Below are 19171 nucleotides of genomic sequence, written 5' to 3'. Positions count from 1 at the left end.
TGAAGGCTCTCAGCGAAGGCTCAGAAGGCTCAGTGGATCTCCTCCACCAGCACGTCCAGCGCCCACGCCTGCCCCGCCTTCGCCGGCGCCTGGACCTCCACGACGTACCCGAGGTCCCGCAGCGCCTCCACCAGCTCGGCCGGCCCCTTCGGTGCGGCTCCGGCAGACAGCAGGCTCCGTACGATCCGCCCCTTCGTCGCCTTGTTGAAGTGGCTGACGACCTTCCGGGTCGGCGCGTGCAGCACCCGTACGGTCGCCGTACGCCCGGCCACCTCGCCCTTCGGCTTCCAGGCGGCCGCGTACGCGGCGGATCGCAGGTCCAGGACGAGCCCGTCCCCCGCGGCCTCGGGCAGCACCGACGCCATCGGTGTGCGCCAGTGGGCGCCCAGCGCCCCGAGCCCCGGCAGCTTCACGCCCATCGAGCACCGGTAGGAAGGGATACGGTCGTTGACGCGCACCGCGCCCCACAGCCCCGAGAACACCAGCACAGACCGCGCGGCCCGCCTCTTCGCGGCCGCGTCGAGGGAGGCCAGGTCGAGGGCGTCGTACAGCACACCCGTGTAGATCTCCCCGGCGGGCCGGGCCCCGGCCGTGCGCAGTCCGGCGTTCTTCGCGACCTCGCCGCGCAGCCCCTCGCTCAGCCCGAGCACCTCACGCGCCTTGTCCTCGTCACCGGCGCACAGCTCGACCAGCTCCCCGAGCACCGCCTCCCGCGCGTCGCTCAGCCCCGGCAGGGACAGCGACTCCAGCTTCAGCGGGGCACCACGGCCCGAGGACGCCTTGCCTTCCGAGGGCGGCAGCAGGACAAGCACGGGTGGTACTCCTTCTCTCCGGTTCTGCGCCAGGGTACGGGGTGCTGCCCCAGCCCCTTCGACCTACGCCGGATCGAGGGCGAGCACCTCCCGCTCGGCGAACGCCTGCGGGTCCGCCTCACCCGAGCGGATCCGGGCACGGCGAAGATCCTGTTCACAGTCCAATCCGCATGGGACCAGTACAGACGTTGACGTCGCGGCAGGGTCAAGCGGCGGGCTGGGCGGCGTCCGCGGGTGCGCCGAGCCAGCGCTCCAGGACTTCGGGCAGGGCCTTGCCGTCCTCATGGCCGCCCGCCGTCCACGCCACGAACCCGTCCGGCCGGACGAACAGCGCGGCCAGGTCCGGCCGCCCGGGGCAGGCGACGGTCAGGACGTCCAACCGCTCGCCGTACCCCGCGGCGCGGGCGCGCAGCTCGGAGTCGTCCGCGAGGTCGAGCAGCAGGGCCCGTCCGGTGTGCAGATGCTCGCCGAGCCGGGTGCCGTCGGCGAGTTCCAGGTCGGGGGCGCTGCGGCCGGTCAGCGGGTGGTCGCCGGGCAGGTCGTACCGCTGCCAGACACCGGAGATCTGCGTGACCAGGTAGGTGGTGCCGGTGGTGGTCAGAGCCATGTCGGTCACCACCTTGCGCAGGGCCCGGGCGTGCCGGTCGGGGCGCATCAGCGCGATCTGGGCGCGGGTCCAGTCGAGCACCCAGGCGCCGAGCGGGTGCCGTTCCGCGGTGTAGGTGTCCAGCAGGGCCTCGGGCGCCCGGCCGCGCACCACGGCGGCGAGCTTCCATCCGAGGTTCATCGCGTCCCCGATGCCGAGGTTGAGCCCCTGCCCGCCGAACGGCGAGTGCACATGCGCCGCGTCGCCCGCGAGCAGCACCCGACCCCTGCGGTAGTCGGTGACCTGGCGTGCGTTGTCGGTGAACCGGGTGGCCGTGACCACCTTCGTGATGCTCACCTCCGGTACGCCCGACACCCGGCGCAGGCTGGCCTGCAGCTCCTCGGCGGTGACGGGCGCCGACCGGTCGGCCGGGGGCCCGTCGAACTCCACGCTCAGGATGCGACCCGGGAAGGGCCCGTGGACGTACGTCCCCACGTCGGTCGTGTTCCAGCCCGCGCCCAGCCGCTCGGTGCCGGCCATCTCCACCACTGCCTGGTAGCCGGTGATCTCCGGGTCCGTACCCGGGAAGTCGAACCCGGCGAGCTTGCGAACGGTGGAACGACCTCCGTCGCACCCTACGAGCCAGCCGGCCCGGATCTCCTCGGGTCCGCTCTCGCGATCACGGATGTGTACGGTCACCCCGTCCGCGTCCCCGTCCGCATCCGCCGTGAAGCCGGTCAGCTCCACGCCCCGGCGCACCTCGATGCCGAGTTGTGCGGCCCGCCGGGCCAGGATCCGCTCCAGCTCGGCCTGCGGCACACCGAGACCGGCCTCGGCGGCCGGGCCGACCTCCGCCCACAGCGGGTCGGAGCCGTCGAACAACTCGGGGTCCATCATGATCCCGGCGAAGTGCCCGGCGAACTTGGGGGGCATGCGGGGCCGGTCGCCTTCGCCGCCTTCCTTCCGGAAGGCGCGCATCCGTTCCAGTGCCGCCTCCCACACCGCCGCCATCTCCGGCAGCAGGCCCCGCCGGTAGAACGCCACCGCGCTCGGGACGTTGACCGCGCCCGCCTTGATCGTCTCGTCGACCTCGGTCAGCCGCTCCACGACCAGCACCCGGGCTCCACCGAGCCCCAGCTCACAGCCGAGGAAGAGCCCCACGGGCCCGGCGCCTGCCACCACCACGTCGTAATCCGTCGTCGTCATGTTCTCGTTCGCCGTCATAGGCATCACTGTAGTCACTAAAAATTTCGAGCGGCTATAGTTTTTGCCATGAACAAGGGCCCGGGTCCAGAGCCTTCTCTGAGGGAGCGCAAGAAGCGGGAGACGCGGCAGCGGATCTCGGACATCGCCACGCTGCTCTTCGCACAGCGCGGCTTCGACGCGGTGACGGTCGCCGAGGTGGCCCGCGAGGCGGGCGTCTCCACCATGACCGTCTTCAACTACTTCCCGCGCAAGGAGGATCTGTTCCTCGACCGCATCCCCGAGGCGGCCGAACTGTTCGCCGCAGCCGTACGCGACCGCACCCCCGGCGAGCCCCCGCTGGCCGCCCTGCACCGCCTCGCGCTCCAACTCCTCGACGAGCGGCACCCGTTGGGCGGCATGGCGGAGAGGTTCGTGCACTTCTGGCGGGTCGTCATCGACTCGCCGGCCCTGCGCGCCCGTGCCCGCGAGGGGGTCGAGGAGGTCGAGTCCGCCCTGGCCGCAGCCCTGGCCGAAACGGAGGTTGCCGACCCGTACCTGCTCGCCGCCCTGACGGTCGCCGCGTACCGCACGGTGTACGTCACCTCGGCGCGCCGGCTGATGGCCGGGGATCCGGTGGAGGAGGTCGCGGAGGATCACCGCGCCCGACTGGAGGCCGCGTTCGCCGCGCTGGAGCGGACGGTCTTCTAGGGGGCACCCCGGTCCACAGGCGTCGGGGCGGAGTGTCCGGGAGAGTGTCCGCGCTACCCGGTGCCGCCCGTCCTGCCTGGCCACGGAACAACCCCTCCCGCGCACCGAACTCCCCGAAGGCCTCGAAGACCGGGCCGCCCTGCCACTCCTGCGGGCCTGCGCCGGCGACCTCGACCTGGCCCGCGCCGTCTGGGCCTTCGCCCACGGCATGGTGATCCTGGAGATCCACGGCCGGTTTCCGGTAGACGCCGACCTGGACGCGGCATGGAAGCGGGGCCTGAAGGCGTTGCACCCTTGGCAGGGAGTACGGCAGGGGAGTGGGCGATGGCGGAACAGGCGCTGTGGACGAGGGCGCGACTGGGTCGTTGCGGCCCCCCGCTCGACCTCCTGACCGCGAACTTCCACCGGCACACCTACGCCCCGCACGCCCACGACGAGTACACGATCGGCGTCTGCGTGGGCGGCTCCGAGGTGATCGACTACCGCGGCGGCCACATCCGCACCGGCCCCGGCACGATCGTCGTCCTCGAACCGGGCGAGATGCACACCGGCGGCCCCGGCACCCCCACCGACGGCTACGCGTACCGAGCCCTGTACGCGGAGCCGTCCCTGCTGGCGGACGGCACCGTCGGCGCCCTCCCGCACTTCCGCGAACCACTCCTGGAAGACCCCGAACTGGCCAGGGTCCTGCGCGTGACCCACACGGAACTCAGCAGGTGCCCCGACCCCCTGGAAGTCGAATCCCGCCTCCCCTGGCTCCTGACGGCCCTGTCCCACCGCCACTCCACGGCAAGACCGATCGCGCACCACATCCCAGGCGCCGCCACCCTGGCCCTGACGGTCCGCGACCGCCTGGCAGACGAACTGACGGCCCCACCCTCCCTCTCCCTCCTCGCAGCCGACCTAGGCCTCTCCCGCTACCAGCTCCTACGAGCCTTCCGTACGACGATGGGGGTACCGCCGTACGCCTGGCTGGCCCAGTACCGAGTGACACGGGCACGCACCCTGCTGGAGGCCGGACTGCGCCCGGCCGAGGTGGCGGGCCTGGTGGGCTTCGCGGACCAGGCGCACCTCACCCGCTGGTTCCGCCGCGTACTGGGGGTGACCCCGGCGGCGTACCGCAACAGCGTTCAAGACACCTGACGCGGGGACGACCGAAACTCGACCCCATGACTGCACGCGGCTGGTTCCTGTTCTCCCTGATGGGAGTGGTCTGGGGCATTCCCTATCTGATGATCAAGGTGGCGGTGGGCGACCTGTCCCCCGCCATGGTGGTGTTCACGCGCTGTGCGCTCGGCGCGCTCCTCCTGCTCCCGTTCGCGATCCGCCAGGGCGACCTGATCAGGGTCGTCCGCGCTCACTGGCGTCCCATGCTGGCCTTCGCGTGCATCGAGATCATCGGCCCGTGGTTCACCCTCACCGACGCCGAACGGCACCTGTCCAGCTCCACGGCGGGTCTGCTGATCGCGGGCGTACCGATAGTCGGAGTCCTCCTCGCCCGCTTCTTCGGCGACACGGAACGCCTCGGCGTGCGACGGGTCGCGGGCCTGGCCCTGGGCCTCTCCGGCGTGGCGGTCCTCACCGTTCCCCACCTCACCGGCGGCGACGCGCGCTCGCTCGGCGAGGTCCTGCTGACCGTCCTCGGCTATGCGACGGCCCCGCTGATAGCCGCGCGGTGGCTGAAGGACGTCCCCACCCTCCAGCTCACGGCCCCGTGCCTGACCCTGGCCGCCCTGGTCTACGCCCCCGCGGCAGCGGCCACCTGGCCGTCCGCCGTACCGTCTGGCCAGGTCCTGGCCTCCCTCGCCGGCCTGGGCGTCATCTGCACGGCACTGGCCTTCGTGGCCTTCCTGGAACTGATCAAGGAGGTCGGCCCGACCCGCTCCACAGTCATCACGTACGTCAACCCGGCGGTGGCGGTGGCGGCGGGAGCCCTGTTCCTGAACGAGCCGCTGACCTCCGGCATCCTGGTCGCCTTCACCCTGATCCTGGCGGGCTCGGTACTGGCCACGGCGACCGCCGGCCCACGCCGCCCCGCACGCCCGGTACCATGGTCGACACGGCAGACGAGCCGGGCGGACGGCCGCGTGGAGTCCCCCTAGGGGGCTTCCCGAGGAACGTCCGGGCTCCACAGGGCAGGGTGGTGGCTAACGGCCACCCGGGGTGACCCGCGGGACAGTGCCACAGAAAGCAAACCGCCGGGGGCTTCGGCCCTCGGTAAGGGTGAAACGGTGGTGTAAGAGACCACCAGTGCCCAGGGTGACCTGGGCAGCTAGGTAAACCCCACCCGGAGCAAGGTCAAGAGGAGCGCCGTAAAACGCGCTCTGCGCGGACGTTCGAGGGCTGCCCGCCCGAGTCCGCGGGTAGACCGCACGAGGCCGACGGCAACGTCGGTCCTAGATGGATGGCCGTCGCCGAGAGGTTCGCGAGAACCCCTCGGAACAGAACCCGGCGTACAGCCCGACTCGTCTGCCGCTACCTGCGGCTTTGCCTGAGAAAGGGCCTTGATAGTTCCGTCGGTCTCAGCAGGCGGCTCTGCGACCGTCCCGTGAGGCGGGATGTGGTGTCCGTTGCAGCGTGGGCACAAGAGCGACGCGACAGTATGTCGACATCGATGGCGTCCTCGTCCCGGCCAACTCTGGGAAGCAGGACGCCGCCGCGACCTGGAAGAAGACGCTCGGGCACCACCCGCTGACGGGGTTCGCCGACCACGGCCGCGGTGGGTCCGGCGAGCCGGTCGCGGGCCGACCTGCGGCCCCCCCCGCAACGCGGGCTCCAACACCTCGCCGAACACATCGAGGCACCCAAGCCGGCCCTGGCTCAGCTGCTGAAGCGGTTGGGGCGCGGCCGGTGGACGTTCATCCGTACATCCGTACCGACTCCGGCGGCGGCCTCATGAGTTCGTCGTCTGGCCCGCCCGGCGCGGAAGGTGGCTGTCGTACTTGGTCGGCATGACCATCACCGACGCCATCCACCAGGCCGTCTGGAAGGTCCCGGCCTCGGCTTGGACACCGGCCGTGGAACCCGACGGCGACGTCCGTGACGGCGCCTGGGCCGCCGAAGTCGCCGGCGACTGCCTCACGGGCCGGCCGAGGGGGCTGCGGCTGATCGTACGCAAGGAACGACGGCACCCCGGTGCCCAGTCACGCTTCACCGACGCCGGCGGTATGCGATTGCCTTGCTTCGCCACCAACACGGCGGGCGAGGCGCTCGCCGCCCTCGAGCTGCGAAGCCGGCGAGGCGAGAGGGTACCGGGTTGCGGGGGCGGCTGGGTTGCCCATGATCTCGGACGGAACAGGGCGTCATGGGTCGTTCGCGGGCCGGATATTGGTGGAATACAGGCGGCGTATAGCGGCAGGATGCCGGCAGGACTGAGATGTGCGGAAAACTTGGCCGACCTGTGTGTGATAGGAAAACTTGGGCCGACCTGTGCGTGATACATGCATCGAGCTGCTATAGGATCTGGCTACACGATCTTGGGGCGACTTGACCCGTTGCCTTTTCAATTTCTGTTGCGCGAGCCCTTGGGGACGCCACCGCGTTCGGACGGGTGCTCTCGCCTTGGGGGAAGAAATGAAATTCCTTGTCCTCGGGCCGATACGGGCTTGGAGTCAAGACAGGGAGGTGGAGCTACGGGGTTCGAAAATCACCAGCGTACTGGCTGCGCTGCTTCTTTCACGAGGGCGTGTGGTGTCCGACAGCGTCCTGGCGGACTTGCTGTGGGGTGATGCTCCGCCGGCCACTGCGCAGGCACAGATACAGACGTACGCCTCCCGGCTGCGCCGCCTGCTCGGACCTGAGGTTCGAATCGACCGACAGCGCCCCGGATACCGAATCAGCAGAGGGGGGCACAGCGTCGACCTGCTGGAGTTCGAGCGGCTGACCGGCCTGGGGCGCAACGCCGTGGCGGCCAACCGTCCGGAGGAGGCGTCAGCCCACTTCACGGCGGCGCTCGCCCTGTGGCGGGGGCCCGCGCTCGCGGGGGTGAGCGAGTACCTTGCCGCCGTGGAGGTACCGAGGTTAGAGGAAGCGCGACTGGTCGTCCTGGAGGACAGGATCGACGCCGACCTGGAACTCGGACGGCACGGTGAGGTGATCGCGGAGCTGATGGCCCTGGTGGCCGAGCATCCGCACCGGGAACGACCCCGCACCCAGCTCATGCGTGCGCTGCACCGCGCCGGCCGCCGAGTTGAGGCACTGGGGGTCTACCACGACTATCGGGAGCTGCTGGTCAACGACCTGGGACTGGATCCCGGCGCACAGTTGCAGGATGCCCACCACATGGTGCTCAATGGGGACCCCGGCGCGCCCCAACCGGCTCGGACCGCTGCGCGTGGCACACCGATGGCTCAACCCGGCATCCGCGTCGCGGAGCCTGCCGACCCCTGGGTGCCATTGTCCGTCCGGCCGGCTGAACTGCCCCCGGCACCAGTGGACTTCACGGGACGTGCGGCCGAGGTCGAGGCCCTGTGCGATTGGATGACGGCCCCTGGTCTGTCAGAGGGAGCCCCGCCGGTGTGCGCGATCCAGGGCATGCCGGGGATCGGCAAGACGGCACTGGCGCTGTACGTGGCACACCGGCTGCGCGGACAGTATCCGGACGGCCAGATCCACATCGATCTGGCGCAGGGCGGGGCCGCGGCCGAACCCACGCAGGTGCTGCGCGACTTGCTCCACACGCTGGGGGTTGGCAACGCTGTCATGCCGGACAGCCAGGAGGATCTGGCCCGGTTCTACCGCAGCCGGGTGTCCGACCGCAGGCTGCTCGTCGTCGTCGACAACGCGACCGCCGCGGAGCAGGTCCGACCGCTGCTTCCGGGCACCTCCGGCTGTGGTGTGCTGATCACCGCTCGTGGCCGGCTGGCCGCTGTGGAGGGCGTTCACTCCCTCGATCTACACGAGCTGTCGGACGACGAGTCGCGTCAGTTGCTGAGCCGTATCGTCGGCGAGGCCCGGATGGCCGCGGAGCCGGGGGCCGTATCCACGGTCCTGGAGCAGTGTGCCGGCCATCCGCTCGCCCTCCGGATCAGCGGCGCCCGGCTCGCGGCCCGGCCGCACTGGTCGCTCGCCCGCCTCGCCGCCCGCCTCACCGGTCGGCAGGCCGTGCTGGACGAGTTCACGCTCGGGGACCGCGAGGTCAGAGCGGGTTTGCAGGAGAGTTACCGGGCGCTCCCCGACGAGGCGCAGCGGGCCTTGGTGTCCCTGTCCGCGCTCGGTACCGCGCCGTTCTCCCTGACGCGTGCGGCCAGGGCGATCGGGTGCTCGGTGGAGGAGACCCAGAACCTCGTCGACGAACTCGTCGACGCTCATCTTCTCGGCATTGCCGACGCCCCGCCCGGCTGCTATCGGCTGCATCGGCTGACCTGGACTTTCGCCACCGAACTGGCGTCGACGGCCGGAGACATGCCCGGCGGTCCCGTCGTTGCCGTCCCCGGCTGGCGCCCCACGGCCGGCACATCCCTGGATTGCCAGACCGGGGTCCGGCTGCCGATTTTCGCCTGACCCGGAGCGGCCGAGCCGGAGCACTCCTCCGGTTCGGCCGCACCTGCCACGCCGGTGTCGGCCAGCCTGTGGCTTTCAGCCAGTGGCCTCCACGCTGACGTCGCCGCCTTCTGTGTGTGCCCTGACCTTGTGCGGGGAGGAGGAGTCGGCCTTCACGTCAACCGCGCGATGGCCACCTTCGGTGGTGGCGTCCACGGCGTACGTACCCTGCGGCAGCCGGACGGTGGCGTCGCCGCCCTCCGTGCTCGCGTCCACCTTGTCCGGCACGCCCGTGAAGGATGCGGTGACGTCGCCGCCGCCCACACTCGCCGTGACGGCCTTGGCGGAGGAGTCGGTGACCTCCACCGAACCGCCTTCCGACTTGGCGTAGGTGGTGCCCGACAGGCCCCGGACGGTGATGTCGCCGCCGCCGAGTGTCAGGTGGGTGGCGGCGTTCGCCGGAACCTCCACGCGGTAGCGCACCGAGCACTTGTCGGCGTCCGAGCCGCACCCGGAATTCTTCAGTACCAGTTCGCCGCCGTTGACAGAGTGCGTGGTCTGCGGCCGGCCGTCGGTGTACTCGTATTTCTCGGTGACCTTGGCGGCGCTGCCGGTGCCGGGCACAACTTCGATGGCCCCCGCGTAGTCGTCGACCCGCAAGGAGGTGATCGTGCCCTTGATGTCGTACGACGACTGGTCGGTCTTGGACTGGTTCGAACAGCCCGTCAGGAGAACCGAGGCGGTGGCCGCGCACAGGGCGGCCTTCGTCGCTGCGGTCGCGAGGCGGCGGGAGAGCGGCTTGGTCATCGGAAAGGTGGTCCTTTTCTCTGCTGGACACAGACGGGTGTTGTCTGCGGACCGCGAATGGGCCGGTGTCTTGTGGACGATGAGAAGGGCGGCGCAGGTGTCCGAGGCGTCGGTCAGGCCGCGCGGGACATCAGGCGCCAGGAAGAGCGATCCGTGAACGCGGCGACGTGCCGGTAACGGCCTGTTGTTTCGGCCACCCAGAAGCGCTCCGCGATGATGACGGGCGGAACCGGATGGCACCGGCGTGACTGCCGGAACGCGACACGCACGTCCTGGACGTTGTCCGGAACCTTGCCCCATGCCAGGGTCCAGCACTGGTCGTCGCGTTCGCCCCACCACGCATCGCGCAGCAGCGTTGGTGCGAGGAACGAGGAGACCATCGCGTCGACGCAGCTTCCTTCGGTGTCGTAAACTGCCAACGTGGCCCGTCCCCGGTCGCGTCGGCTGATCCGCAGGGACCAGCCGCTGAGTGGCAGGGACAGTTCGCGCAGATCGGTGCCGGCGAAGCCGTCGTCGATGGACTTGCTCTTGAGCAGCATGAACTGCTCTCCCTTCGCGGAGAGATGCGTTCGACAGGATCTGTCCTGGGGCCAGGACGCGTTGCTCTCTGTTCTGGGTCGTCGGGTGGCAGCCCGGCGGCCCAGTTTTCGTTCACTGGTCTTCGGCTTACTCGATTTCCTTGAGGGCACGCTCCATCGATGCCACCCGCTTGCTGATGTCCGCGAGCGTGATGCTGATCTCAGCGAGCTTGTGGTCCGTTAGTTGCTGGGTGCTCACGGCGAGTTCGGTCAGCCGTTGGTATTCCTGCTCACGGGCCAGCTTCGCCTTCGCTCGAGCCGTGGCGCCGGACTGGCGAATGGCCACGATGATCACCGGGACGACAAGGACGAGGGCGCCCAGCGTCCAGACGACGGTGTCCGGGTCGTAGAGCCTCACTGTTACTCCTTCTGGTGACTTTCATCGTCTGACGCGCCCTCGATATGCAGTGTCTCGGCAGCGGTCGCGATGCTCTGCGGGGTGAGGTGGATGGCGAAGGGCGTCGACTCGTAGAACTTCATCGCCTTGCCGTCCTCGGAGAGTTCGAGCTTCGCGGACACCAACCCGGCGGCTTCCAGCTTGCGCAGATGGATCTGCAGCAGCGCCCGGCTGATGCCCAGCTCCCGCGCGAGACGGCTCACATAGTTCCGTTGCTGGGCGACGGCAGCCACGACCCGCAGGCGATGCGGGCTGGAGAGCGCCGCCATGACCCGCACCAGGTCGTCCCCGGTCAGACCGGAGGTCGCACCGTCCCCCTTGCTCATGCCAACAGAAGTTAGCAGGTGCCAGGAAGGTAGATCAACGCCAGGAGGTGGTTTTCGGCCTGAAGGAACCGCGTGACGGTACGTCAACAACACTGGTGGGGTGCGATACAGAGTGCATACGCAATCCACGAGGAGTTCTCGGCCAGGGGTGCGGAACTGGACGGCTGGGCCCACCAGTTGACGCGGTTCCTGCGGGACAGCGACGCTCGACCGGAGACTCCGGTCGCGGTGTGCCGACGACGCGAACCCGACCTGATGGTCGCGCTGCTCGGCGTTTGGAAGGCCGGCGCAGCCTACGTGCCCCTCGCCCCAGACCGCCCCTGGCAGCGCACCGCGTGGGTCCTCGACGCCACCGGTGCCGGTCTGGTGTTCAGCCCTCGACTCCGCCGCCGACCCGGCGAACACCCCCCACGTCCTGTGCACCTCCTGAACCAGCGGGCAGCCCAAGGGAGTGGTGGTGAGCCACGTAGCCGTCGCCAACCTCAGCCGCTGGATGGCCGACATCCGCTCCCTCGCCGGCGGCAACCGTGTCCTGCAGAAGACGCCCCTGACGTTGGACGCGTCCTGCTGAGAACTCTTCGCTCCGCTGATCGCCGGTGCCACCGGCGTCATGTCCCGGCACGGCATTGAACGCGACCCCGCCGCGCTGCTGCCGACCACGGCACCACCGTCCTCCAGGTCGTCCCCTCCACCCTGCGGCGGCTGGTCGAGGAGGACGGCAGGGCAGACCGCACAGTGCCGCGCCTGGCGCTCTCCGGCCGCGCGTGGAGGCGCTGGAGGCGTATCAGGACTACTGCCGGCTGCTGGTGAGCGGCATGGGTCTGGGGCCGGGCGGGCTGCTGCAGGACGCGCACCGGATGGTGCTCACCGAAGACTCGGCCGCACAGGCGCCCGTGGAGTACGGTGCGCGCACCACCGCCGCTGCGTCGGCCGTCGGCGTTGCGCCTGACGCGGGGCGCTCCCTTGTCGGGGCACCGCATGGAGCCCTTGCGGCGGCAGCGGTCGCGTCATGCACCCAGCCCCCGGTGGCGCCTCCCCCCTTGGAGAAGGTTTGTGCTGGGTCCCGTCGTCAGCTGCAGCGCCAGACGGCCGGGAAGTTGGCGGACTTGCTGCCCACGGCCGGAGCAGAGCCGGTGATCGTGGAATCGGCGGCGACGGCGGTGAGCGAACCCGCGCCGGTGAGGGCGGGCTTGGCCCGGGTGAGCTGCCAGAGGTTGGTCTTGCCGGTGCCGAGGATCAGGCCATCCGTGTTGATGGCGGTGGCGTTCGTGCCACCCGGCAGCTTCTTGACCCTGCCATCCTTGTCCCACAGGACGGCGAAGTAGCCGAAGTCGGCGGTGAGGCCGTGGCCCACGACGCGGCCGTTGGAGATCGCCGAAATGCTGGCGTTCGGCGCACCGGAGGGGAGTGGCAGGGTTTTGGCGACGCCGTCCTTCCAAATGTACGGGCGCCAGGTGCCCTCGGGGTTGGAAACTGCGGTGACGGCGACAGTGCCGTCGGCATCGACGCCTTCCACCTCGCTGCCGCGCGGGAAGCCGGTGGGCTCGACCACCGTGCCGGGCTTGTCGGCGGGCCACATGTACACCTTGGTGTAGTTGTTGTCGTCGGCACCGTACCCGTAGCCGTAGATGTCCCCCCGCTCCGTGACGGCCGTCGCGATGACGTCGTGTGCCCCGGCGGGAACGGGAAGTCGCTCGAGCTTGCCGTCACGGGAGCGGACGGGGTAGTTCTCGGTCTGCGGCCAGCCCTCGGTGTGGCCGGTGACCTTCATGGCCCCGCCGACCACGGTGCCGTTGCTGTTGACGCCCCGGACCCAGAGGCCGTCCTCGGCGTCCGCCACGGTGCCGAGGTCGGTGTACTTTCCCCCGGTCCACAGCGCGGCGTGCGTCTTCGCGGAGCTGGAGCCGTCCGGGACCTCGACTGTGCCGGCGTAGACATCCTTTTTGGCTAGGGCGGCGACGGTGCCGGCGGTGACGCCCTGGCCCACTGGCAGGTACGTGGGCTGCCGGTAGCTGCAGGCCGCCCCGCCGGTCTGCGCGGCCGGGGTCGCCTGGGCGGCGGGAGCGAGGGCCGCAGCACCGGTCGCGGTCAGTGCTGCGGCGAGGAGGGAGGTGGCAATGCGTTGCTTGTTCGGCATCAGACATCCTTTGCAGAGCACAAATGTGTTCCGCGCAAGCATTGGTGGCTGCCCTATATCCGCCCCATACGGCAGCCATGGCGACCCCGTTCGGTGTGGAACTCCTGCTGCCCCGACAACGCCCCGGGAGTGAACCGATCGATCAATATATGATCTTCGCGTCTCCTGGTCAGGCCCAATGATCGGTTCGTGGCGGGGAATTGCGATTTCATGTAATGGGGCATGGAGCCGTTGCGTCGGCGGCATCGGCCTCCCCCTTGAGTGCGGCTTGGCGCGCCCGACCGGCGGTGGTCTTCTGCCGCTGGCCGCGACCGCCCGCGGCTGAGCCCGGTCGAGGGCCCAGCCGCGGGGTCATCCCCGCCGGGGGTTACGGGGACGTCATCAGGCGGACAGGACGCTGACGTCTCCGCCATCGGTGTGGGCCTTGATCTTGTGCGGGGAATCCGGGCCGGTCTTCACGGAGACCTTGCGATCCCCGCCTTCGGTCTTCGCGTCCACGTCGTACGTGCCCTGGGGCAGGCGGACAGTGACGTCGCCTCCGCCGGACTCCACCCTCACCCGGTCGGGGACGGCGGAGAAGGACGCGGAGGCGTCGCCCCCGTCCACGAGGGCGGTTACCGCCTTGGCGCCGGACTCCGAGACCTGCACGGAACCGCCCTCGGACTTCGCGTAGGTGGCACCGGACAATCCGCGGACGGTGATCTCGCCACCGCCGAGCGTGAGATGGGTGGAGGTCGACGCGGGCACCTCTACGATGTACTTCACGCCGCACTTGTCGGCGCCGGAGCCGCAGCCGGAGTTCTTCAGCAGCAATTCCCCGCTCTTGGCAGAGTGTTCGGTCTGCGGTTTGCCATCGCTGTACTCATACTTCTCGGTGACCTTGACAGTGTCGCCGTTGCCACCGACGACCTCGATGGATCCCGCATAGTCGTCGACGCGCAGCGACGTGATCTTCTCAGTGACGTCGTACGACTCTTCACCAGTCTTGGGCGGCGTCAAGGAGCAGGCAGTCAGCAGGGAGGCGGCGACCGCGCACAGCGCGGCCACCTTCGCTCCGCCGGTGATACGGAGGGATTGCGGCTTGGTCGTCATGGCAGTGGAGTTCCTCATGCTGTGCTGGAAGCGGTGATGGGACGAGGCTGTCGGGGAGAGAGTGCCGAAGGCCGCGAACCGGCCGCCGGCCGGCTCGCACGCGCCCTCAGGCGCCAGGACGATCCGTCGGCGAAGGCCGCGACGTGTTTGAAGCGACCGGTGGTCTCGGCGACCCAGAAGCGGTTGGCGATGATGATCGGCGGGACCGGCAGTACCCGCCGCGTCTGCCGGAAGGCGACATGCACGTCCTCGACGTGGCTGGGAACCTTCCCCCAGGCGACGGTCCAGTGCTGCCCGTCTCGTTCACCGTGCCACGCATCGCGCAGCAACGTGGGTGCGAGGAAGGACGAGGCCATGGCATCCACGCAGTTGCCCGCGCTGTCGTAAACTGCCAGCGAGGTACGCCTTTCGTCGCTCCGGCCGATCCGCAGGGACCAGCCGCTGAGCGGGAGGGACAGTTCCCTCACATCGGTGCCGGCGAAGCCGTCGTCGGTGGACTTGCTCTTGAGCAGCACGAACTGCTCTCCCTTCGCGGAGAGATGCGCTTGACGGGATTCCTCCCGGGGTGAAGATGCGTGTTTCTCTGACCTGGGTCGTCGGGTGGCCGCCCGGCGACCCAGATTTTTTACGGGGTTTCTACTCGATCTCCTTGAGGGACCGTTCCACCGAGGTTACGCGCGCACTGATGGTCGCAAGCTGCTCGGCGATCTCACCGAGCTTCTGGTCCGTGAGTTCCTGGGCGGTCACGGACAGTTCGGTCAGCCGCTGGTATTCCCGCTCCCGTGCCAGCTGGGCCTTGGCTCGTGCCGTGGCTCCTGATTGGCGTATGGCCACGATCAGTACCGGCGCGATGAGGACAAGCGATCCGAGAGTCCAGACAATAGCGTCCGGATCATAGAACGTCACAGCTGCTCCTTCTGATTGCTTTCACCGTCCGACGCGCCCTCGATGTGCAGCGTTTCGGCAGCGATCGCGATGCTCTGCGGTGTGAGGTGGAAGTCGAAGTGCGTCGTCTCATAGAACTTCATCGCCTTGCCGTCCTCGGAGAGTTCGAGCTTGGCGGAGACGAGCCCTGCTGATTCCAGCTTACGAAGGTGGATCTGCAGCAATGCCCTGCTGATGCCCAGCTCCCGTGCGAGCCGGCTCACATAGTTGCGTTGCCGGGCGACAGCAGCCACGACCCGCAGGCGGTGCGGGTTCGACAGTGCCGCCACGACCCGCACCAGTTCATCGCCGGTCACACCGGTCGTCGCGGCGTTCCCCTTGCTCATGCCAAGAGAAGTTAGCAGGTGCTAGATCGTCGAGCAACGCCCTGTTGTCGGTGGGGCCTTGGCGACTGACCGCCCGGGGTGGAGGCCAAGTGCCGGATATGGGGCCCGTATAGGGCTGGTATGCCGCCCTGCAGGGGTGGGGTGAGTGAATCGCCCCACCTACGAATCCTGCGAGGAGTTCTTTCCATGGCTGAAGAGCGGATCGACGACCGCACCTACCGCGTCGTGCTCAACGACGAGGAGCAGTACTCGATTTGGTGGACCGACAGGGATCTGCCGGCCGGCTGGCGTGCCGAGGGCAAGGAGGGCACTCGAGAGGAGTGCCTCGCCCACATCGACATCATCTGGACCGACATGCGTCCGCTGAGCCTGCGCCGCCGCATGCAGGAGCAGGCCGCCGCCTGACCTGCCCCGGTCCCGCACCGCTTTCCCCGCTCACCGCCGCTGATCATGCAAAGGAACGCCATGTCCCCTGAGCCGCAGTCGGGCGACTTCTCCGACGAGAACGCGCTCACTCACGTACTCATCGCCGGCCAGGCCGCGGCCTCGCCCGCACGCACGGCGGTCATCTCAGGTGAGACCGCGCTGAGCTACGCCGAACTGGACGCACGGGCCAATCAGTTGGCTCACTTTCTGCGGGACAGCGGCGCGGGACCGGAAACACTCGTCGCCGTCTGTATGCGGCGCGGCACCGACCTGCTGGCGGCCCTGCTCGGCATCTGGAAGGCGGGCGCCGGCTACGTACCCCTTGACCCTGGGCACCCCCGGCAGCGGACCGAGTGGGTCCTGAAAGACACCGGAGCGGCCCTCGTCCTCACCGACGAGGCGTCCGCCGACGCCGTACTCGGCACCACGGCCCGCCCCCTCGTCATCGAGGCCGTCCGCGAGCAGGTCGCCGCCCATCCCACGGATCCCCCCGTCTCCGCCGTGGGGCCGCAGAACACCGCCTACGTGCTGTACACCTCCGGCACCACCGGCCGGCCCAAGGGCGTCGTCGTCAGTCACGCGGGCGTAGCCAACCTCAACCGCTGGATGGCCGGCACCCACCAGCTCACGGACACCGACCGCGTCCTGCAGAAGACCACCCTTACCTTCGACGCCTCGTGCTGGGAGCTGTTCGCCCCGCTGATCGCCGGCGGCACCGTCGTCATGGCACCTCACGGAGCCGAGAGCGACCCCGCGGCCCTCGTCCGTGCCGTCGCCGTACACGACATCACCGTCCTGCAGGTCGTGCCCTCCGTCCTCAGGCTCCTGATCGAGGAACCCGCCTGGGCGGACTGCACCGCGCTGCGCATGGTCCTCTCCGGCGGCGAACCCCTGCACGCCGAACTCGTCCAGCGGCTGCTCCAGCGGACCGACGTCGAGGTCTGGAACAGTTACGGCCCCACCGAGTGCACGGTCAACGCCACCGAGCACCGCGTCGACTCCGCCCAGACTGTTGGCTCCGTACCCATCGGCCGCCCCATCCACCACACCCAGGCCCTCGTCCTCGACCTCTACGGCATGCCCGCGCCCATCGGCGTCACCGGTGAACTCCACCTGGGCGGCGCGGGCGTCGCCCGCGGCTACCTCGGCCGCCCCGGGCTGACCGCCGACCGCTTCGTCCCCGACCCCTTCGGCCGCCCCGGCGCCCGCCTGTACCGGACCGGTGACCTCGTCCGTTGGCGCCCAGACGGCACCCTGGAGTACGTCGACCGCGTCGATCACCAGGTCAAGGTCAACGGCGTCCGCATCGAGCCCGCGGAGATCGAGGCCGCCCTCTTCGCCCACCCCGGTGTCCAGGCTTGCGCCGTCACCGCGGTCAAGACCGACGGCACGGCACGCCTCGTCGCCTACGTGCGCCACGACGGCCCTCTCGACCCCACCGGGCTGCGCGCCTTCCTGCGCGGCCGGCTTCCCGAGACCCATCTGCCGTCCCTTTTCATCCAGCTCGATGCCTTCCCCCTCACCGCCAGCGGCAAGATCGACCGCGCCGCGCTGCCCGCCCCCGACCAGGCGCCCGCCACCGGACGACCCACGCGCGTCCCGCCCCGCACCTCCGCCGAGCACACCGTCGCCGCCGCCTGGCGCGACATCCTCGGTACGGACACGGGGCAGGACGATGACGGACTCGGCGTCCTCGACGACTTCTTCCAGCTCGGCGGCTCCTCCCTCCAGCTGACCCGCCTCGCCAACAAGCTGCGCGCCGCCTCGGGCATGACCATCCCGCTGCGGGCTCTGCTCACCGCCACCACCATCGAGGCCCAGGCCCGGCTCATCGCCCCCGAAGGCACGGCCGACCGCTCGGTCCTCCCGGCCCCCCGCGACGGCGCCGCCCTGCCGCTGTCCTTCGGCCAGCGACGCCTGTGGTTCCTCGACCGCATGGCACCCCGCAGCCCCGAATGGGTTACCGGCCTGTGGCTGCGCGTCCCCAGGGGCCTGGATGCCGACGCCGTACGACACTGCCTCGACGTCCTTGTCGCCCGGCACGAAGTGCTGCGCACCACGTACGCCGCCGTCGATGGCGAGCCGGTACAGATCCCGGCCACCGACGGCACCATGCCGATACGCACTGTCGAGACCACCCGGGCGGACCTCACCGCGACGCTGCGCGAAGAACTGAGCCATGGCTTCGACCTGACCATCGGACCCGTGGCCCGGGCCCTGCTGGTCCGGCTGCCGGACGAACAGGACGGCCTGCTCCTCACCCTGCACCACATCGCTTCCGACGGTTGGTCCTCCGGTGTCCTGGAGCGCGAACTGCGCCGCCTTCTCACCGACCGCGCCGCCGACCGCGACAGTGAACTCCCGCCCCTTTCCGTCCAGTACGCCGACTACGCCGTGTGGGAGCGGCAGCGGCTCACCGACGAGGTGGTGGACGCCGAACTCACCCACTGGCGACAGGTCCTCGACGGCATCGAGCCGCTGGCGCTCCCCACCGACCGGCAGCGCCCGCCCGTGCGGGACTCCCTCGGCGACAGCGTCCCCTTCACCGTTCCCGCCACCGTCGCCGAGAACCTCGCGACTCTCGGCCGGCAGCACGGTGCGACGCCGTTCATGACCCTGCTCACCGCCTACGCCACCCTCCTGGCCCGGCACACCGGCCAGTGGGACATTCCGGTGGGCACCCCCACGGCAGGCCGTGACCGGCCCGAGCTGGAGGGCGTGGTCGGCTTCTTCCTCAACAGCCTCGTGCTGCGCTGCCGACTCGACGGCAGCCTGGACTTCGCCGAGGCCGTCCAGCGTGTCCGTGATGTCTGCCGCGATGCCTTCGCCCACGGGACGCTTCCCTTCGAGCGCCTGGTGGAGGCCCTGGAGCCCGAGCGCGACCTGTCTCGCACGCCGCTCTACCAGGCCGCCTTCGACCTGCACGACGAGCTCTTCGGCGGTTCGGCGGAGGCAGCCGGGGCAGTGGAGGCCGCCGAGGACATGAGCGTCGTCCAGAAGGCGCTGAGCGTTGCCAAGACGGACTTGACGCTCTACATGAAGCGGCAGCCCGATGGCTCGTTCGCCGGCAGCTTCGAATACGCCACCTCGCTGTTCGAGCGCGCCACCGTCGAGCGGATCGCCGCCCGCTACGTACGCCTGCTGGAAGCCTTCGCCGCCCGGCCGCACAGCCGCTTGGACGGGTTCGACCTCCTGACGCAGGAAGAGCGCGGCCGGCTTGCCGAGTGGGCTACCGGCCCACGCGCCGAGACTGAGGCCGTCTCTGTACGGGAGTTGGTGGAGCGGCAGGTTGGGGTGTCGCCGGATGCGCCGGCTGTGGTGGGTGTTGATGGGTGTTTGTCGTTCGCGGAGTTGGATGCGCGGGC

The 19171-nt window shown here is 69.7% G+C and carries 17 protein-coding genes, 1 other RNA gene and 4 pseudogenes; 11 read left to right on the top strand and 11 right to left on the bottom strand.

What is annotated here, in order from left to right:
* Positions 1 to 29: 29 nt before the first annotated feature.
* The gene (yaaA, locus tag ACFYZZ_RS11070; RefSeq protein ID WP_389173777.1) at positions 30 to 812 is read right to left on the bottom strand and encodes a peroxide stress protein YaaA; all 783 of its coding nucleotides are present in this window, start codon (positions 810 to 812) and stop codon (positions 30 to 32) included.
* Between the two features lie 69 nt (positions 813 to 881).
* On the opposite strand from yaaA, the pseudogene ACFYZZ_RS11065 reads away from it, so the two are divergent.
* Positions 882 to 1004: pseudogene (locus ACFYZZ_RS11065) on the top strand (hypothetical protein); the annotation flags it as partial.
* A gap of 13 nt (positions 1005 to 1017) precedes the next feature.
* On the opposite strand, the gene ACFYZZ_RS11060 reads toward ACFYZZ_RS11065, so the two are convergent.
* Positions 1018 to 2622, bottom strand: a complete 1605-nt coding sequence (locus tag ACFYZZ_RS11060) for an FAD-dependent monooxygenase (RefSeq protein WP_389173775.1) — start codon at positions 2620 to 2622, stop codon at positions 1018 to 1020.
* Between the two features lie 48 nt (positions 2623 to 2670).
* On the opposite strand from ACFYZZ_RS11060, the gene ACFYZZ_RS11055 reads away from it, so the two are divergent.
* From ACFYZZ_RS11055 to ACFYZZ_RS11025, 7 genes and pseudogenes are all read left to right on the top strand, one after another.
* Entirely contained in the window at positions 2671 to 3291 is a 621-nt protein-coding gene (locus tag ACFYZZ_RS11055; RefSeq protein WP_389173773.1) for a TetR/AcrR family transcriptional regulator, read from the top strand.
* A gap of 208 nt (positions 3292 to 3499) precedes the next feature.
* Positions 3500 to 3682: a hypothetical protein gene (locus ACFYZZ_RS11050; protein WP_389173771.1), complete on the top strand. Its 183-nt coding sequence runs from the start codon at positions 3500 to 3502 to the stop codon at positions 3680 to 3682.
* The gene (locus ACFYZZ_RS11045) at positions 3616 to 4434 is read left to right on the top strand and encodes an AraC family transcriptional regulator (protein ID WP_389173769.1); all 819 of its coding nucleotides are present in this window, start codon (positions 3616 to 3618) and stop codon (positions 4432 to 4434) included. The genes ACFYZZ_RS11050 and ACFYZZ_RS11045 overlap by 67 nt, the downstream gene beginning before the upstream one ends.
* 26 nt (positions 4435 to 4460) lie before the next feature.
* Positions 4461 to 5240 (top strand): annotated as a pseudogene (locus ACFYZZ_RS11040) (DMT family transporter); the annotation flags it as partial.
* Between the two features lie 118 nt (positions 5241 to 5358).
* An RNA gene (gene rnpB, locus ACFYZZ_RS11035) (RNase P RNA component class A) lies at positions 5359 to 5763 on the top strand.
* 48 nt (positions 5764 to 5811) lie between these two features.
* Positions 5812 to 6527: pseudogene (locus ACFYZZ_RS11030) on the top strand (transposase); the annotation flags it as partial.
* A 337-nt stretch (positions 6528 to 6864) separates the two neighbouring features.
* Entirely contained in the window at positions 6865 to 8793 is a 1929-nt protein-coding gene (locus ACFYZZ_RS11025; protein ID WP_389173767.1) for a BTAD domain-containing putative transcriptional regulator, read from the top strand.
* 75 nt (positions 8794 to 8868) lie between these two features.
* Here ACFYZZ_RS11025 and ACFYZZ_RS11020 read toward each other — a convergent pair whose 3' ends face one another.
* From ACFYZZ_RS11020 to ACFYZZ_RS11005, 4 genes are all read right to left on the bottom strand, one after another.
* The gene (locus ACFYZZ_RS11020) at positions 8869 to 9579 is read right to left on the bottom strand and encodes a DUF4097 family beta strand repeat-containing protein (RefSeq protein ID WP_389173765.1); all 711 of its coding nucleotides are present in this window, start codon (positions 9577 to 9579) and stop codon (positions 8869 to 8871) included.
* 113 nt (positions 9580 to 9692) lie between these two features.
* The gene (locus tag ACFYZZ_RS11015; protein WP_389173763.1) at positions 9693 to 10118 is read right to left on the bottom strand and encodes a hypothetical protein; all 426 of its coding nucleotides are present in this window, start codon (positions 10116 to 10118) and stop codon (positions 9693 to 9695) included.
* Between the two features lie 127 nt (positions 10119 to 10245).
* Positions 10246 to 10515: a hypothetical protein gene (locus ACFYZZ_RS11010; RefSeq protein WP_389173761.1), complete on the bottom strand. Its 270-nt coding sequence runs from the start codon at positions 10513 to 10515 to the stop codon at positions 10246 to 10248.
* A 2-nt stretch (positions 10516 to 10517) separates the two neighbouring features.
* Positions 10518 to 10880, bottom strand: a complete 363-nt coding sequence (locus tag ACFYZZ_RS11005) for an ArsR/SmtB family transcription factor (protein WP_389173759.1) — start codon at positions 10878 to 10880, stop codon at positions 10518 to 10520.
* Positions 10881 to 10952: 72 nt separating this feature from the next.
* Here ACFYZZ_RS11005 and ACFYZZ_RS11000 point away from each other — a divergent pair.
* Positions 10953 to 11294, top strand: a pseudogene (locus ACFYZZ_RS11000) (AMP-binding protein); the annotation flags it as partial.
* Between the two features lie 655 nt (positions 11295 to 11949).
* Here ACFYZZ_RS11000 and ACFYZZ_RS10995 read toward each other — a convergent pair.
* From ACFYZZ_RS10995 to ACFYZZ_RS10975, 5 genes are all read right to left on the bottom strand, one after another.
* On the bottom strand, positions 11950 to 13017 hold the full coding sequence (locus ACFYZZ_RS10995) for a hypothetical protein (protein ID WP_389173757.1): 1068 nt from the start codon (positions 13015 to 13017) through the stop codon (positions 11950 to 11952).
* A 381-nt stretch (positions 13018 to 13398) separates the two neighbouring features.
* Positions 13399 to 14109 (bottom strand): DUF4097 family beta strand repeat-containing protein, encoded by a 711-nt coding sequence (locus ACFYZZ_RS10990; protein WP_389173756.1) that lies wholly within the window; start codon positions 14107 to 14109, stop codon positions 13399 to 13401.
* 14 nt (positions 14110 to 14123) lie between these two features.
* On the bottom strand, positions 14124 to 14624 hold the full coding sequence (locus tag ACFYZZ_RS10985) for a hypothetical protein (protein ID WP_389173754.1): 501 nt from the start codon (positions 14622 to 14624) through the stop codon (positions 14124 to 14126).
* 121 nt (positions 14625 to 14745) lie between these two features.
* Positions 14746 to 15015, bottom strand: a complete 270-nt coding sequence (locus ACFYZZ_RS10980; RefSeq protein ID WP_389173752.1) for a hypothetical protein — start codon at positions 15013 to 15015, stop codon at positions 14746 to 14748.
* Positions 15012 to 15380 carry an ArsR/SmtB family transcription factor gene (locus ACFYZZ_RS10975; protein ID WP_389173750.1) on the bottom strand — a complete coding sequence of 123 codons (369 nt, stop codon included), beginning with the start codon at positions 15378 to 15380 and terminating at the stop codon, positions 15012 to 15014. Before ACFYZZ_RS10975 ends, ACFYZZ_RS10980 begins: the two co-directional genes overlap by 4 nt.
* Before the next feature lie 186 nt (positions 15381 to 15566).
* Here ACFYZZ_RS10975 and ACFYZZ_RS10970 point away from each other — a divergent pair, with 186 nt between their 5' ends.
* Positions 15567 to 15785, top strand: coding sequence for an MbtH family protein (locus ACFYZZ_RS10970; protein ID WP_389173748.1), 219 nt, complete (start codon positions 15567 to 15569; stop codon positions 15783 to 15785).
* Positions 15786 to 15845: 60 nt separating this feature from the next.
* A partial coding sequence (locus tag ACFYZZ_RS10965) for an amino acid adenylation domain-containing protein (protein ID WP_389173746.1) occupies positions 15846 to 19171 on the top strand: 3326 nt, incomplete at its 3' end.

It is taken from the genome of Streptomyces sp. NPDC001816 (assembly GCF_042892235.1).
Classification (GTDB): Bacteria; Actinomycetota; Actinomycetes; order Streptomycetales; family Streptomycetaceae; genus Streptomyces.
The sequence above is the reverse complement of the archived record's forward strand: the minus strand, read 5'-3'. Positions and strand labels throughout refer to the sequence as shown.

What these genes read in the sequence shown, in the direction of transcription:
- ACFYZZ_RS11060 (WP_389173775.1), bottom strand. Translation starts at nt 2,622, where the DNA reads ATGACGGCGAACGAGAACATGACGACGACGGATTACGACGTGGTGGTG.
- ACFYZZ_RS11055 (WP_389173773.1), top strand. Translation starts at nt 2,671, where the DNA reads ATGAACAAGGGCCCGGGTCCAGAGCCTTCTCTGAGGGAGCGCAAGAAG.
- ACFYZZ_RS11050 (WP_389173771.1), top strand. Translation starts at nt 3,500, where the DNA reads ATGGTGATCCTGGAGATCCACGGCCGGTTTCCGGTAGACGCCGACCTG.
- ACFYZZ_RS11045 (WP_389173769.1), top strand. Translation starts at nt 3,616, where the DNA reads ATGGCGGAACAGGCGCTGTGGACGAGGGCGCGACTGGGTCGTTGCGGC.
- ACFYZZ_RS11025 (WP_389173767.1), top strand. Translation starts at nt 6,865, where the DNA reads ATGAAATTCCTTGTCCTCGGGCCGATACGGGCTTGGAGTCAAGACAGG.
- ACFYZZ_RS11020 (WP_389173765.1), bottom strand. Translation starts at nt 9,579, where the DNA reads ATGACCAAGCCGCTCTCCCGCCGCCTCGCGACCGCAGCGACGAAGGCC.
- ACFYZZ_RS11015 (WP_389173763.1), bottom strand. Translation starts at nt 10,118, where the DNA reads ATGCTGCTCAAGAGCAAGTCCATCGACGACGGCTTCGCCGGCACCGAT.
- ACFYZZ_RS11005 (WP_389173759.1), bottom strand. Translation starts at nt 10,880, where the DNA reads ATGAGCAAGGGGGACGGTGCGACCTCCGGTCTGACCGGGGACGACCTG.
- ACFYZZ_RS10995 (WP_389173757.1), bottom strand. Translation starts at nt 13,017, where the DNA reads ATGCCGAACAAGCAACGCATTGCCACCTCCCTCCTCGCCGCAGCACTG.
- ACFYZZ_RS10990 (WP_389173756.1), bottom strand. Translation starts at nt 14,109, where the DNA reads ATGACGACCAAGCCGCAATCCCTCCGTATCACCGGCGGAGCGAAGGTG.
- ACFYZZ_RS10975 (WP_389173750.1), bottom strand. Translation starts at nt 15,380, where the DNA reads ATGAGCAAGGGGAACGCCGCGACGACCGGTGTGACCGGCGATGAACTG.
- ACFYZZ_RS10970 (WP_389173748.1), top strand. Translation starts at nt 15,567, where the DNA reads ATGGCTGAAGAGCGGATCGACGACCGCACCTACCGCGTCGTGCTCAAC.